Source organism: Rhodoplanes sp. P11 (genome assembly GCF_964266735.1).
GTDB classification, from domain to species: Bacteria; Pseudomonadota; Alphaproteobacteria; order Rhizobiales; family Xanthobacteraceae; genus Rhodoplanes; species Rhodoplanes serenus.
This window is the reverse complement of sequence record NZ_CAXWGY010000019.1, coordinates 298,156-312,847: the sequence shown is the minus strand read 5'-3', so window position 1 is coordinate 312,847 and position 14,692 is coordinate 298,156. Positions and strand designations below refer to the sequence as shown.

The 14,692-nt window shown below is 68.3% G+C and carries 15 protein-coding genes; 3 read left to right on the top strand and 12 right to left on the bottom strand.

Going from position 1 to position 14,692, the window contains the following annotated elements:
* Nucleotides 1-38: 38 nt before the first annotated feature.
* From ACFQUV_RS20570 to ACFQUV_RS20550, 5 genes are all read right to left on the bottom strand, one after another.
* Nucleotides 39-434, bottom strand: coding sequence for a MerR family DNA-binding transcriptional regulator (locus tag ACFQUV_RS20570; RefSeq protein ID WP_111384746.1), 396 nt, complete (start codon nt 432-434; stop codon nt 39-41).
* 162 nt (nt 435-596) lie between these two features.
* Nucleotides 597-2,276, bottom strand: coding sequence for a long-chain fatty acid--CoA ligase (locus tag ACFQUV_RS20565; protein ID WP_129611138.1), 1,680 nt, complete (start codon nt 2,274-2,276; stop codon nt 597-599).
* Between the two features lie 13 nt (nt 2,277-2,289).
* Nucleotides 2,290-3,579, bottom strand: a complete 1,290-nt coding sequence (locus ACFQUV_RS20560; protein WP_129611137.1) for an OmpP1/FadL family transporter — start codon at nt 3,577-3,579, stop codon at nt 2,290-2,292.
* Nucleotides 3,580-3,985: 406 nt separating this feature from the next.
* A complete protein-coding gene (locus ACFQUV_RS20555; protein WP_111384749.1) occupies nt 3,986-4,282 on the bottom strand; it encodes an SCP2 sterol-binding domain-containing protein in 297 nt (98 codons plus the stop codon).
* Between the two features lie 397 nt (nt 4,283-4,679).
* The gene (locus ACFQUV_RS20550; RefSeq protein ID WP_111384750.1) at nt 4,680-4,907 is read right to left on the bottom strand and encodes a hypothetical protein; all 228 of its coding nucleotides are present in this window, start codon (nt 4,905-4,907) and stop codon (nt 4,680-4,682) included.
* A 174-nt stretch (nt 4,908-5,081) separates the two neighbouring features.
* Here ACFQUV_RS20550 and ACFQUV_RS20545 point away from each other — a divergent pair, with 174 nt between their 5' ends.
* The gene (locus tag ACFQUV_RS20545) at nt 5,082-5,267 is read left to right on the top strand and encodes a hypothetical protein (RefSeq protein WP_129611136.1); all 186 of its coding nucleotides are present in this window, start codon (nt 5,082-5,084) and stop codon (nt 5,265-5,267) included.
* Nucleotides 5,268-5,558: 291 nt separating this feature from the next.
* On the opposite strand, the gene ACFQUV_RS20540 is transcribed toward ACFQUV_RS20545, so the two are convergent.
* On the bottom strand, nt 5,559-6,593 hold the full coding sequence (locus ACFQUV_RS20540) for a hypothetical protein (protein ID WP_129611135.1): 1,035 nt from the start codon (nt 6,591-6,593) through the stop codon (nt 5,559-5,561).
* 166 nt (nt 6,594-6,759) lie between these two features.
* Here ACFQUV_RS20540 and ACFQUV_RS20535 point away from each other — a divergent pair, with 166 nt between their 5' ends.
* Entirely contained in the window at nt 6,760-7,743 is a 984-nt protein-coding gene (locus tag ACFQUV_RS20535) for a quinone oxidoreductase family protein (protein ID WP_378395598.1), read from the top strand.
* Between the two features lie 234 nt (nt 7,744-7,977).
* Here ACFQUV_RS20535 and ACFQUV_RS20530 read toward each other — a convergent pair whose 3' ends face one another.
* The 6 genes from ACFQUV_RS20530 to ACFQUV_RS20505 form a co-directional block, all read right to left on the bottom strand.
* Nucleotides 7,978-8,166 (bottom strand): hypothetical protein, encoded by a 189-nt coding sequence (locus ACFQUV_RS20530; RefSeq protein ID WP_111384753.1) that lies wholly within the window; start codon nt 8,164-8,166, stop codon nt 7,978-7,980.
* A 349-nt stretch (nt 8,167-8,515) separates the two neighbouring features.
* Complete coding sequence (locus tag ACFQUV_RS20525; protein ID WP_129607848.1) at nt 8,516-9,640, bottom strand: branched-chain amino acid ABC transporter permease; 1,125 nt, start codon at nt 9,638-9,640, stop codon at nt 8,516-8,518.
* Nucleotides 9,637-10,518: a branched-chain amino acid ABC transporter permease gene (locus ACFQUV_RS20520; protein WP_129607849.1), complete on the bottom strand. Its 882-nt coding sequence runs from the start codon at nt 10,516-10,518 to the stop codon at nt 9,637-9,639. Before ACFQUV_RS20520 ends, ACFQUV_RS20525 begins: the two co-directional genes overlap by 4 nt.
* A gap of 194 nt (nt 10,519-10,712) precedes the next feature.
* Nucleotides 10,713-11,933 (bottom strand): ABC transporter substrate-binding protein, encoded by a 1,221-nt coding sequence (locus tag ACFQUV_RS20515; protein ID WP_129607850.1) that lies wholly within the window; start codon nt 11,931-11,933, stop codon nt 10,713-10,715.
* A gap of 63 nt (nt 11,934-11,996) precedes the next feature.
* Nucleotides 11,997-12,701 (bottom strand): ABC transporter ATP-binding protein, encoded by a 705-nt coding sequence (locus ACFQUV_RS20510; protein ID WP_111384756.1) that lies wholly within the window; start codon nt 12,699-12,701, stop codon nt 11,997-11,999.
* Nucleotides 12,694-13,449, bottom strand: coding sequence for an ABC transporter ATP-binding protein (locus ACFQUV_RS20505; protein ID WP_129607851.1), 756 nt, complete (start codon nt 13,447-13,449; stop codon nt 12,694-12,696). Before ACFQUV_RS20505 ends, ACFQUV_RS20510 begins: the two co-directional genes overlap by 8 nt.
* Nucleotides 13,450-13,965: 516 nt before the next feature.
* Here ACFQUV_RS20505 and npdG point away from each other — a divergent pair.
* A complete protein-coding gene (gene npdG / locus ACFQUV_RS20500; protein WP_129607190.1) occupies nt 13,966-14,649 on the top strand; it encodes an NADPH-dependent F420 reductase in 684 nt (227 codons plus the stop codon).
* Nucleotides 14,650-14,692 lie beyond the last annotated feature (43 nt).

The following is a 14,692-nucleotide window of genomic DNA, read 5'->3' as shown; positions in this document are numbered from 1 at the left end:
CGGGCCGGCATCCGGCCGGATCGGCGCGAGCCCCTCGATCAGACGGCGTCGACGTCGACGCCCTTGCGGTTCAGCATGTCGAGGCTGACACGCTCGATGTCGCGCAGCTCCTTGATGCTGATCTGCACGGTCTCGAGCTGATCCTCGAGCTGGGCGATGCGATCCCGAACCTTGGCGATCAGGACCTTGAGCTGCTCGACCTGGGTGGTGTCGACCACGTAGAGATCGAGAAACTCCTTGATGTCCTTGAGCGAGAAGCCGAGCCGCTTGCCCCGCAGGATGAGGATCATGCGGGCGCGGTCGCGATGCGAGTAGACCCGCGTGGTGCCGACACGCTGGGGCGTGATCAGCCCCTGATCCTCGTAGAACCGGATCGTGCGAGGAGTGATGTTCAGCTCCTTCGCCAGCTCGGTGATCGAGTAGATCTTGTCCATCGCGATGCGTGTTCCCAGGGAATCGCAGCCCCAGCCGGGGGCTGCACCCTCCCCCGAACCGGCTGCCGACACCATAGGAATTTTCCGCCGCGATGGCCATGGATCGAGTTCGCCCGTGTCGCACCACACAGTTCATATCGGCTAGTCGTCGAGAGCGAGGCGTCAGCCTGGTACCGGCTGGTCGCCGCGGGCCTTCTCCTCGGCCACCAGCTCCTTCTTGGAGAGCTTGCCCACCATCGTCTTGGGCAGGCTGTCGCGGATCTCGATCGCCTTGGGCATCTCGATCCGGGAGAGCTGGTCGGTCAGGAAGGCGCGCAGATCGGCGGGCGTCGCGGTCGATCCGGCCCGCAGCGTCACGAACGCCTTGGGGGCCTGGCCGCGGTACTCGTCGGGAATCCCGATCACCACCACCTCGGCGACCTCCGGATGGCGGTACAGCGCCTCCTCGACGATGCGAGGGTAGACGTTGTAGCCGCCGCACAGGATCACGTCCTTGATGCGATCGACCAGGTAGACATAGCCGTCGCGGTCGCGATAGCCGATGTCGCCGGTGCGCAGCGCGCCGTCCACGAAGGTCGACGCCGTATCGTCGGCGCGCCGCCAGTAGCCCAGCATCACCTGGGGGCCGCGGACGCACAGCTCGCCCTTCTGGTCCGGCCCGAGGACCCGCGACGGCTCGGCCGGATCGCGGATCTCGACCACCGTCTCGGCGAGCGGCAGGCCGATCGAGCCGTCCCGCGGGGTGTCGCCGAACGGATTGCAGGTGACCACCGGCGAGGTCTCCGACAGGCCGTAGCCTTCGACGAGCTTGCAGCCGGCCAGGCTCTCGAACCGCATCCGCACCTCGAGCGGCAACGGCGCGCCGCCCGAGATGCAGAACTTGAGCGACGACAGGTCGACACCCGAGCGGGTCGCGGCGGCGTTGTTGAGCGCCGTGTAGAGGGTCGGCACGCCCGGGAAGAAGCTCGGCTTCTTGCGGGCGATCAGCTTGAGCACCTGATCGAGATCGAAGCGCGGGACCAGGATCAGCTCGCAGCCGAGCCGCACCCCGACGTTCATCACCACCGTCATGGCGAAGACGTGGAAGAACGGCAGCACGCCGAGCATCTTCTCCCGCCCCTCCTCGATGGTCCCGACCCACTGGACGAGCTGCTCGGTGTTGGCGGTGAGATTGGCGTGCGTCAGCATCGCCCCTTTCGGGGTTCCCGTGGTGCCGCCGGTGTATTGCAGCACGGCGATGTCGGCGGCCGGATCGACATCCACCGGCTTCGGCCGCCCCTCGTTGGCGATCAGCCGGTCGAACGGGATGTGCCGCAGGTCGCTCGGGATGTCGGCCACCTCGGAGCGCTTGAACACCGAGAACAGCAGGCTCTTGACCGACGGCAGGATGCCGCTCATCGGGCACACGACGACCCGCTCCAGGCAGGTCTCGCCCAGCAGGGCGGCGACCTTCGGGTAGATCTGGCGCAGATCGAGGGTCACCATCAGGGTGGTGCCGGAATCTTCGACCTGGTGCCGCAGCTCCCGCTCCACATAGAGCGGGTTGTAGTTGACCACGATCCCGCCGATCTTGAGGATCGCGTAGTAGCAGACGACGAAATACGGCGTGTTGGGCAGGCACAGCCCGACGCGCACGCCTTTGCGCACCCCGAGCTGCTGGAAGCCTTGTGCGGCGCGATCGACCAGCTCGCCGACCTCGCGGTAGGTGTAGCGACGGCCGAGGAAATCGATCGCGGGCCGATCGCCGTGGGCCGCCACCGTCCGGTCGAGGACGGTGGAGACGCCACAGGTCGGGATCGCGGTCGCCGGCTCAGGCAGGGTCGCCATCGCGGTCGCGGTCATCCGTCGCTCCTCGTCAGAACTTCATCTCCAGGCTGGCACTGAAGATGTCGACGCTGCTCTTGTACTCGCCCTGAAGAATGCCGACGGTCGGCGCGCCGACCTCGTAGATCTTGGCGTTGTCGGCGAAGATGTGCGCGTAGCCGAGGTTCAGCTTGTAGCGGGGGCTGACGGTGAACGAGTAGCCGGCGGCGAGCCAATAACGATTGGCATCCGGAATGCGGGCCTTGCGGGTGGTGTCGTCCACCGGAGCCTGGTCATAGGCGACACCGAACTGGAGGCTCTGCCGCTCACTGAGGTGATAGGTGGCGCCGAGCGAGAAGAACCAGGTGTCCTTCCAGTTCTCCGGCGTCAGGGTATCGGGGCGGCCGTCGTTGTATTTGACGCGCAGCTCCTTGAAGGTCGACCAGCGCGTCCACTGGATGTCCGACATCACCGCCCACTTGGGCGACAGCTCGTGATAGAGACCGACCGACACGGTGTCGGGCGTGGTCAGATCCGCCTTGGCGTTGGACACGTAGAGCCGGTTGGCGGCGATCACCTGCGCCGGCAACCCGACCGGCAGATCGTAGGTGGCCGAGCCCTTCAGCGTGTAGTCCATGTGCGAGCGCCAGTTGACGCCGACGCGCGTGTGCTGGGAGAACTCGTACAGCATGCCGATGTCGAAGCCGACCCCGAGATCGCTGCCGTTGAGCTCCACCTTGCCGTCGGGCAGCCGTCCGAGATTGATCGCCTGCGACAGCGTGACCTCGGTATAGCCGAGCTGAATGGCGCCGCCGATCGACAGGTTCTGATTCACCCGGTAGGCGATCGCCGGCGAGACGTTGAAGTTGAGGATCGAGCTCTCGAGCGCGTGATAGCGGCCGACCCACGCCACGTTGTAATCGGTCTTCAGGCCGAAGGGCGACGTCACCGCGACGCCGAGCTTGAGATCGGGTCGGACGTCCCACATCATGAACATGGCCGGCAGCGGCGCGTCGTCGATCGCGTCGCCGCCGTTGTCACCGGAGGTCGGTCGTCCGCCGATCGTGTTGGTCCCCGAGAACCTCGACACGGGCGCGATCCATGAAATCGAGGCGGCGGCCTGGCTGCCCTGGAGGCGCGTCATGCCGGCCGGATTGTAGAACACCGTCGACAGGTTGTACGCCTTGGCGGTCTGGCCCGCGAAGGCGTGTCCCACGCCTTCCGAGCTCTGCTCGCGAAGCTGAAAGCCCGACGCCGCGGCCCTGTCGGCACCGGCCGCAAGAGCCACCAGCCCAAGCATGCCGGCATAAGCCGGCACGCGGCGGTAATTCACAACTGTCATTGTCCGTTCCCTCCCATGACGACGATGTGATCCCATCGCCTCGTTTTCCCCACCGTAAGCACGAGGCGACCTTTCGGTCAACTACTTTCCGTTTACGTAAACGGAAAGCAGCATTCGACGTGAGTTCCGGGCGCGATGTCGTTGCGCATTACCACCGCGCGATAACGTTGCGCTCGACGCGAGTTGTCGGCACGAACACGCCACGTGGTGCGGCGCCATGACCGAGTCCGTGCCCGACCCGGATGCAAGCGGACCGCGCCCTCCGGCGCCGCCACGAACCCATGCACGCCTCTGACTGCCGGCATCTTGCTTGCCGGCATCGCGATTGCCAGCATCGTCGTCGGCGACGGGGCGGCATCACCGCCGGTCGCGTTCCGCTGCTGCCGCAATGCGGCGGCTGCGGCGATCAGGCGATGGCGCCCACCAGCTTCATGGCGACGCCCATCGACCCGGACACCTTGATCTTGCCCATCGTGTAGCCGAGCATCGGGTCGAGCTTGCCGTCCATCAAGCGGATCAGGTTCTCGGCCGACAGCTTGATGGTGCAGGCCGGGTCTTCGTCCGCTTCGGTGCTCATCACCGGCGACGGCGTGCGCGCATCGACCACCCAGCATCCATCCTTGCCGAGATCGAACCGTACGACGGCGCCCAGCCGCCGTAGACGTGGCAGGGCGTCGCGCAGCCGGCTCTCTGCTTCGACCATGGGCTTCCTCCCAATCCGGCTCTCTGGCCGGGAAGCTCTGACGTAATGGTCAATAAGTGTTCGTATTAGTCATGCTACCGGAGCTGGCACGCGATTCCAAGAGCCACACGGTTTCCGCGCATCCGTTTTTCGGACTGTCACAAATAGGCCACACGACCTAGTACCGTCTGCGAGACCGGCGTGCCGCGTACCGCGGAGCGTCGCGGGAGTGGCCCGCACGTCCCCTCCCCGCTGGGCGCCGAAGCATGGGCACCCGTCTCCGTCTCCAGGCTGCAAAGGATAGCCCGGCCGCATGTGCGGCCGGGCTGGAGAGCGGCGCGAGGTGCGCCGACTTGATCGGCTTCGCCGGACGGTGACGTCGCGCCGGCGAACCGTATGGCGGCTCGCTCGACCGCCGTTACGGCGAGCAGACCTTCACGGTCTTGACGGCACTCTCGGCCTCGGTCCGCGTCGTGTAGACCTTGCCGTCGCCCACCACCACGGTGGTCTGTGTGGTCGGCTTCTTGTCCACCACCGTACAGCGCTTCGTCGCGGTATCCTGCACGATGTAGTATTCGGTCGTCTGGGCGATCGCGGCGCCGGACGTGACGAGAGCGACAGTGGCTGCAAGAACGATCCGGGTCATGTCTGCCTCCTGGTGCCTCCCCGACAAACGAATGTGAGACGGACGACATTGTTCCGGGACACGGGCCGCCCATGCGACTCGGCATCTGTCCTTATGTGCGCGCCCTCACGGAACGCTGCGGTCGCCTCGTGATTGATGTGCGCAGCCATCGTGATCAGGACAGGACCGCCCCCCATGAACACGCTTCTCGGACTCCTCGCCACCCTCACGCTCGTGGCCTGCGTCAGCGCCGTCGGCATCGTGCGAGGCGTCGACTTCTCGAGCCGCGATGCGGTGCGCGTGCCCGGCACCAAGGTGGCGAGCAGCGCGGCTCAGCCGGTCGTCGACGGAGCCGCGTCTCGCGCTTTCGTGCTGCGCTGAGCCGGCGCTCGCCTCTCTGTTTCTGGCCGCCGTGCGGAGCCTCGCCCGGCATGGCGCAACGCCAACCGCCGAACCCTCCTTGCCGCAGCCCCTCCATGCCGTAGCGTCGCGTGACACGCGGCGACGCGACCTGTCCGGTCGATCCCGTTCGGCTCCTGCGAGTCCGATCGCGCGGTCCTGATCAGGTCGGCGCGGCTCGCTCCGTCTCCCAACTCCCGTGTCACGCCGAAAGCCCGCGCCTCGGAATGAGACGCGGGCTCGGCTCAGGTGTCGGCGCGATCGACTGCTGCGTCAGCGCGTGCTGCTGCCTGCGCCCGGCGACGAGCCGCCGCCGCTCCGTTCACCGCCGCCGCTGCGCTCGCCGCTGCCGCCGCCCATCGAGGTGCCGCCGCTGCCGGTGGTCGACGTGGACGTTCCGGCCCGGCCCGAGACACCCGTGCGGCTTTCGCCCGTGGTGCTCCGCGTCCGGGTCGTGGTCGAGCTGCGCGAGTTCACGACCGCGCTGTCACCGCGCACCCGCGTCGACGTCGACACCGACGGAGAGTCGATCGTGCGCGTGGTGGTGCGCGACCGGCGGACCATCACGTCGGGCTGGCTCCGCCGCACGATCGTGGTGCGCTGCCGATAGGGCGACGCGGCATAGACGCGGCCGCGCTTGCGCACGACGCGCTTGCCTTTGCGCACGACGGTGACGGACGGCGAGCGATCCTCGTAGCTGGTCACCGAGCGCCGCGTCCGGTACACGCCGACATCGGCGCCGCCGTGGCGCGTCGTCACCGTGGTCCGGCTGCGGCTGACCCGTCCTTCGACGTTCCGCCGCTCGCTGCCGGCCCGCACATCCGCGCCGCCGCGGCTGCCCTCGCCGGATCGTTCCGCCGCGCCGCCGGCGCGGATGCCGGCGCCGCCGGAGGAACGCCCCTCCTCACGCCCTGCGGTGCCGCTGCCGCCCGCCGCGGCGCCGCCGCTCATTGAGCCGCCGGTGGCTTGGGCGAGGCGTGCACCATCGGCCGGTGCATTCTGGGCGACGGCGGCACCCGCGAGGCCGATCGCCGCCGCGATACCCGAGACGAGCACGACAAGTCTCATGTGGTCCTCCTGTGGCGTTTCCACCCGGATTGAACCGCGTCGTGCGCCGGGATGTTTCAGTCCACTTTGTATATTTGTCATGAACAGTCGTTCAGCGTCGGTCCGCAGGCTGCGCCACCGCAGCCGCGAGGCGTGTTCGGCTTGTCCCGAAGCACACCCCGGCGCAGGGGCACGGCTCGGCGGCACGCGACCCCGGCTGCGCACGCGCCGCCGCGGCAGCCCGGTCGCGCTGCGCTGCACCCATGCGTTTCGTCATGGCACATGGGCGCCGGCCGCCGTTCCGGGCCGGGACACCGATTGCTATGAGGGACGAAGCGACAAGACGCGCGGCGCGCGCAGGCGGTTCCGCGACGGACCGACTGCGCGGCTGCGGGCGAGGCCCATCGAGAGAACGGAAAGGCACGACATGACCAGCACGGCACGGGTGATGCGATACGCGCGGGCGGGCGGGCCCGAGGTGCTCGCCATGGAGACCGTCGCGCTTCCCGATCCGGGCCCGGGCGAGGTGCAGATCCGCCAGCAGGCCGTCGGCCTCAACTACATGGACGTGTACTTCCGCTCCGGCTTCTATCCGGCCCCGACGCCGGCCGGCGTCGGCACCGAGGCGGCCGGCGTGGTCGAGAAGGTCGGCAGCGGCGTCACCGAGTTCAAGCCGGGCGACCGCGTGGTCTATGCGAGCGGCGCCCCGGGCTCCTACGCGGACCTGCGCAACATGCCGGCCGACCGGGTGATCGCCATTCCGGACGGGGTGCCGGTGGACGAGGCCGCCGCCCTGCTGATGAAGGGGATGACGGCCGAGTATCTGCTGACCCGCTGCTATCCTCTCAAGGCCGGCGAGTTCGCGCTGTTCTACGCGGCGTCCGGCGGCGTCGGCCTGATCGCCGGCCAGTGGGGCCGTCATCTCGGCGCCCGCATGATCGGGGTCGCGTCGGGGGCCGAGAAGTGCGCGCGCGCGAAGGAGAACGGCTACGAGGTGGTGATCGACCGCTCGCGCGAGGACGTGCTCGCCCGGGTCAAGGAGATCACCGGCGGCGCCGGCGTGCCGGTGGTCTACGATTCGATCGGCAAGGCGACCTTCGACACCTCGATCAAGTGCCTCGCGCCGCGCGGCTACTTCGTTTCGTTCGGCACCACCACGGGGGCCCCGCCGCCGGTCGAGGCCGGGCTGCTCCAGAAGAGCGGCTCGCTCTACTTCACCCGCCCGACGCTGGCGACCTATTGCAGCGCCCGGCCCGACATGCTGGCCTCTGCGGCCAAGCTGTTCGACCTCTACCGGGCCGGCGCTCTCAAGGCGAACATCGGCAAGCGTTACGCGCTCGCCGATGCGGCCGAGGCGCATCGCGACCTGGAGGCCGGCCGGACCGTCGGGGCGTCGCTGCTGATCCCGTGACGGAGTCGCGCGCGGCGGTGCGAGAGTCGGCCCCGCGCGCTGTCCACCCGCGGGTCGAGGTCACCCGCAGGTCAGGGCTGCTCTGAGGTCCCATGGCGGCTCGCGATGCGGGCAGGCTGGCGGCGGCATGCGATGCCGCCGCCGATGTGCGTTGCGCTCCGTCCGCCGCGGCGGAGACGCCTGCGGCCGGCTACGGCCGGGCTGGGTCCACGGCCCCCGACGCCAAGACCGGAGTCACTCGCCGGCCAGCATCCGGCGGCCGTGCTCGGTCAGGCGGTCGTGGCGATCGATCAGGCCGCGGTCACGCAGGCCGTCGACCACCCAGGCGTGAAGGGACGCGGCGCGCCCTCCGGCGACCCGCGCCAGGAATTCGCACACGTCCGAGGTCGGCATGAACGCGACGAGATCGCTGCGCTGAAGCACGGAACAGCTCCTTCCGGAGTTGATGTCCGTAAAATGATACGTCGTGTCGTTCGCGTTTGCACGCGCTTTATGTCGCAGCGCGGCCGTTGCTCGCAACATCCTATCGAGAGCGTTATATTACCGCCACAGTGAATCCAGATTCGCGCGTCGCGTCGCAAGCTTGACAACTGCGGTCCACCGCCCCGCGGTGGTCTCGGGAGCGAATTCTGAATCAAGATTCGCACAACTTTCTCGGCGACGCTCCAGACACTCCGCTCCGCCGCCGGGTGTTGCACCGCGTCGGCGACAGGTTGGTCCGGGCCTGCGAGCAACCGCGCCCGGCCAGGTCACGACGGGCACCGGGCTTGGATCAGGACGAGACGGGAGCCGACGCCTCGCTCGGCCCCGCCGCGGCGGACGCCCGCACGCCGCCACGGTCGCTCGGCGGCTGCTTGTCGGCCAGCTCCGCCACCGGGGGTGGTGCTGCATCCTCATCGCCCCGCCGACGCTGCGCCAGGGCGACGATCTCGCCGACAATGCCGCGGCGGAATAGCAGCACGGTGAGCACGAAGATGCAGCCCTGCGCCACCAGCACCCACTCGCCGAAGCCCGTGAAGGTGTTCTGCATCACCACGATGACGGCGGCGCCGACGATCGGCCCGAACACCGTGCCCATGCCGCCGACCAGCGTCATCAGCACCACCTCGCCGGACATCTGCCAGGTGACGTCGGTGAGTGATGCGAGCTGGAACACCACGGCCTTGGTGGCGCCCGCCAGGCCCGACAGCGTCGCCGACAGCACGAAGGCCATGAGCTTGAAGCGATCCACCGCGTAGCCGAGCGAGATCGCCCGCGCCTCGTTCTCGCGAATCGCCTTGAGCACCTGCCCGAACGGCGAGTGGATGGTGCGCCAGATGATGAGGAACCCGGCCGCGAAGATCGCCAGCACCACGTAGAAGAGGACGATGTCGCGCGAGATGTCGATGACGCCGAAGATCGGCCGCCGCGGGATCGCCTGAATGCCGTCCTCGCCGCCGGTGAACGGCGCCTGGAGGCAGAAGAAGAACACCATCTGGGCGAGCGCCAGCGTCACCATGGCGAAGTAGATGCCCTGTCGCCGGATGGCGATGGAGCCGGCCACCAGACCGAGGACCGCCGCCACCGCGGCTCCGGCCAGGATGCCGAGCTCGGTCGGGAAGCCCCACGCCTTGATGGTGTAGCCCGACACATAGGCGGCGAAGCCGAAGAACATCGCATGGCCGAACGACAGGAGTCCGCCATAGCCGATCAGCAGGTTGAAGGCGCAGGCGAACAGCGCGAAGCACAGCACCTTCATCAGAAGGATCGGGTAGACCATGAGCGGCGCCACCGTCAGGCCCGCGACCAGCACGGCGAACACGATCAGCTCGACGTTGCGGCCGGAGGCCGGGCGCCCGGAGGCGGTGCGGCCTGACGAGGTGCGGCCGGAGGCCGCCAGGATGCTGCGATTGGTCATCGGGGCGTTCCGAACAGGCCCTGCGGGCGCACCATCAGGACGATGGCCATGATGACGAAGATGACGGTGGCGGACGCCTCCGGCCAGAACACCTTGGTCAGGCCCTCGACGACGCCGAGGCCGAATCCGGTGACGATGGAGCCGGCGATCGAGCCCATGCCGCCGATGACCACCACGGCGAACACCACGATGATCAGGTTCGACCCCATGGTCGGGTTGACGGTGTAGATCGGCGCCGCCAGCACGCCGGCGAGCGCCGCCAGCCCGACCCCCACCCCGTAGGTCAGCGTGATCATCCGCGGCACGTTGACGCCGAACGCCTGCACCAGCTCGGGCCGCTCGGTGGCGGCGCGCAGATAGGCGCCGAGCTTGGTCCGCTCGATGGTGAACCAGGTGACCAGGCAGACGGCGAGCGAGAACGCCACCACCCAGCCGCGGTACCACGGCAGGAACATGAAGCCGAGATTCTGGCCGCCCGGAATCGGATTGGTGTAGGGCAGCCCGGACGAGCCGTATTGCTGGCGGAACAGGCCCTCGATGATCAGCGCGAGCCCGAAGGTCAGCAGCAGGCCGTAGAGGTGATCGAGGTGGTAGAGGCGCGAGATCAGCAGCCGCTCGATTACGATGCCGGTCGCCCCGACGATGATGGGCGCCAGCACCAGCGCCCCCCAATACGGGATGCCGGCATATTGCAGCAGCATCCAGGCCACGAACGCGCCCATCATGTACTGGGCGCCGTGGGTGAAGTTGATGACGTTCATCAGGCCGAAGATGACGGCGAGCCCGAGCGACAGCAGCGCGTAGAACGCGCCGTTGATCAGCCCGAGCAGGAGCTGTCCCATCAGAGCCTGCGGCGGCACGCCGAGCAGCTCGAACATTCAGGTCACCTCGTCTCGACGATCGTCACCGCTCCCCGCCCGAGGGGCGAGCGTGCCGGGAAAGGTCGACGCCCGCGCGACCGCGCGAGCGCCGGGGAGAGGACGCGGCCGGACGCCCGAGGTCCCCTCGCCCGTTTCTCCACCGGGTGGGCGGCTCCTCCCCCCGCAGCCGAGGAGAGGACCGACGGCCCGCCTCACTTCACCAGCGGGCAGCCCCCGTCGGCGAGCGGCCGGAAGGCTTCCGCGGCCGGGATGGTGGCGATGATCTTGTGGTAGTCCCACGGCCCCTTGCTCTCCTCCGGCTTCTTCACCTCGACCAGCATCAGGTCGTGGATCTTGCGGCCGTCGGCCCGGATGGTGCCCTTGCCGAACAGCTTGTCGTCGGTGGGGGTCTCCTTCATCTTCTCGACCACCTTGACGCCGTCGGCGTCGGAGCCGAGCGCATGCACGGCCTTGAGGTAGTGCGTGATGGCCGAGTAGACGCCGGCCTGCACCATGCTGGGACGGTTGCCCTTGTTGGCGGCGGCGAACTCCTTGGCGAAGGCGCGGTTGTCGTCGCTCGTGTCCCAGTACCACGCCTCGATGAAGGTCAGCCCCTGCGCGGTCTTGAGCCCGATGGCGTGGATGTCGTTGATGAACACCAGCAGACCGGCGAGCCGCTGGCCGCCCTGCACGATGCCGAACTCCGACGCCTGCTTGATCGAGTTGATGGTGTCGGCGCCCGCATTGGCGAGCCCGATCACCTGCGCCTTGGACGCCTGCGCCTGGAGCAGGAACGACGAGAAGTCCTGCGCCGGGAACGGATGGCGCACCTTGCCCAGCACCTTGCCGCCCATCTTCTCCACCACCGCGGCGGTGTCGCGCTCGAGCGCGTGGCCGAAGGCGTAGTCGGCGGTGAGGAAGTACCAGGTCTTGCCGCCGGTCTTGACGATGGCGCTGCCGGTGCCGTTGGCGAGGGCCCAGGTGTCGTAGGTCCAGTGGATGAAGTTCGGCGAGCAGGCGGTGCCGGTCAGCTCCGAGGCGCCGGCGCCGGAGTTGAGGAACACCTTGTTCTTCTCACGGGTGATCTGGCTCACGGCGAGCGCCACCGACGAGGTCGGCGTGTCGACGATCACGTCGACCTGCTCGACGTCGTACCAGCGCCGCGCCACGCCGGCCCCGATATCGGCCTTGTTCTGGTGATCGCCGAACACCACCTCGATCTTCTCGAAGCATTTCTGCGCCTTGCAGAAGTCCTCGATGGCCTTGCGCGCCGCCCAGACCGAGCCCTGGCCCGAGAGGTCCGCATAGGTGCCGGACTGATCGTTGAGCACGCCGATCTTGATCACGCCGTCGCTGAACTGGGCGCTCGCCGGCGCCGGCGGACCGACGCACAGGGCCGCGGCCGCGAGCCCACCGAGCAGGATGTTCTTCATGTGTCTCCTCCGGGGTTCTTGTCGGAAATTCCTGGTGGACAATGCCGAGAATGCCCGGCGCCGTCAGACGCCGAGATAGGTCTTCAGCTTCTCCCGGTTCGCCTCCAGCGCGGCGTTTGGGATCATGTCGATGACGTGGCCGTGCTCGACCACGTAATGCCGGTCCGCCACCGTCGCGGCGAAATGGAAGTTCTGCTCCACCAGCACGATGGTGAAGCCGTTCTGCCGCAGCATCCGGATGGTGTTGCCGATCTGCTGGACGATCACCGGCGCCAGGCCCTCGGTCGGCTCGTCGAGCAGCAGCAGCTCGGCGCCGGTGCGCAGGATGCGGGCGATCGCCAGCATCTGCTGCTCGCCGCCGGACAGCTTGGTGCCTTGGCTGGCCGATCGCTCGCGCAGGTTCGGGAACAGCCGATAGATCTCCTCGACCTCCAGGCCGCCGTCCTTGACGCGCGGCGGCAGCATCAGGTTCTCGCGCACCGAGAGGCTGGCGAAGATGCCGCGCTCCTCCGGACAGATGGCGATGCCGGCACGGGCGATCTGGTTGGACTTGAGACTGATCAGCTCGCGGCCCTGAAAGCGCACCGAGCCGGCGCGCTTGGGCAGCATGCCCATCACGGCCCGCATGGTGGTGGTCTTGCCGGCGCCGTTGCGGCCGAGCAGCGTCACCACCTCGCCGCGCGCCACCTCGAAGCTCATGCCGTGCAGGATGTGGCTCTCGCCGTACCAGCCGTGCAGGTCGCGGACCTGGAGCAGCGCCTCAGCCATGGCCGGTCCCCATATAGGCTTCGACCACCGCCGGGTTGGACGACACCTCGGCGTAGCTCCCTTCGGCCAGGATCTCGCCGCGCGCCAGCACGGTGATGCGGTCCGACAGGTCGGCGACGACCGACAGATTGTGCTCGACCATCAGCACGGTGCGGTTCTTGGCGACGCGCCGGATCAGATCGGCGATTCGGCGGATGTCCTCGCGACCCATGCCGGCCATCGGCTCGTCGAGCAGCAGCATCTCGGGGTCGAGGGCGAGCGTGGTAGCGATCTCCAGGGCCCGCTTGCGGCCATAGGGAAGCTCGACCGCCTGGAGATCCGCATAGGCGTCGACACCGACCTGCTCCAACAGCTCCATGGCGCGGTCGTTCAATACCTCGACCGAGCCCTCCGGCCGCCAGAAGTGAAACGAGGTGCCGAGCGGACGCTGGAGCGCCACCCGCACGTTCTCCAGCACCGTCAGGTGCGGGAACACGGCCGAGATCTGGAACGAGCGCACCAGCCCCATGCGGGCGACGTCGTGCGGCTTGGCGGCCGTGATGTCGCGGCCGTTGTAGAGGATGCGCCCGGTGGTCGGCTGGAGGAACTTGGTGATCAGGTTGAAGCAGGTGGTCTTGCCGGCACCGTTCGGCCCGATCAGGGCATGGATGGTGCCGCGGCGAACCTGGAGGCCGACATTGTTCACGGCCCTAAAGCCCTTGAACTCCTTGGTCAGCCCCTCGGTCTCGATGACGAACTCGGTGGTCATCGCGACGAGCCCGTCAGATGGCACGCAGAGCGGCGGCGCGCCGCTCCGGCACCGCCGAGCGGCCGGATGCACCGGCGCAGTTGTTGCGATGCAATACGAACGTTCGGCGACTTCTCACGCCGCAGCTCCTCCCAGTGAAGCGAGCGGTTCGACGCAGGGCGTCGCCGTCGTCTGTTGTCGTTGATCCGTGCTGCGGTGCGGAAGATCACGTCGTCTCCGCTGCCGTGCAACGTGGCGAGAATAGCAGAGGTGATTGCCTTGGCGAGGCGTATTTTGGTCGTATGTCCCGCGATCCGCGAAAGCAGCCCGGGACATCCGGCCGCAGGGGACGGCGATGCAGCGATCGGGTGTCGGCTCACGTTCGGGCTTGCGTCATCGTCGCGACTGACGCACAGGATTCAGGTCCGCCGGCACCCCCGCCCCGCCCGAGCCGGCTCGAACACCCCCGACGCGAGCATGCGTGAGGTGCGTCGACGCGGACGTCAGTCTCATGGGCCGTCGGCCCGAGGAACCATCATGACGGAAACCACGTCCATCTGCGTCGTCGGCGGCACGGGTGCCGAAGGAAGCGGACTCGCGCTGCGCTGGGCGAAGGCGGGCCACCGCGTCACCATCGGGTCGCGCGACCCGGCCAAGGCGGCGGCCGCCGCCGAGGAGCTGAACGGCCGGCTCGGTCGGCCACTGCTGAGCGGCGCAGCGAGCCGCGACGGTGTGGCCGCCGCCGAGGTGGTCGTGCTGACGGTGCCGTATGCGGCCCAGATGTCGACCGTGGAGGGACTGAAGGACGTCCTCGCCGGTAAGATCCTGATCGACGTGACGGTGCCGTTGGTGCCGCCCAAGGTGTCGCGGGTGCAGTTGCCGCCGGCCGATTCCTGCGTGGTCGCCCTTCAGGCGGCGCTCGGCGAGGGTGTGCGCGTCGTCTCGGCGTTCCAGAACGTCTCGGCCCACAAGCTGAAGGACCCGGACAAGAGCATCGACTGCGACGTGCTGGTGGCGGGCGACGACAAGGAGGCGCGCGCCCTGGCGATCCGTCTCGCCGGTGATGCCGGCCTGCGCGGCATCGACGCCGGGCCGCTCGCCAACTCGGTGGTGGCCGAGAGCCTCACCTCGGTGCTGATCTGGATCAATCGCACCTACAAGATCCCGGATGCCGGCATCCGCATCACCGGCATCGACGCGGTGCCACCGGCGTCGTCCTGACGGCGCAGCCGTCTCCACCGGGCGCGAGCCGGAGCCGGCGCGC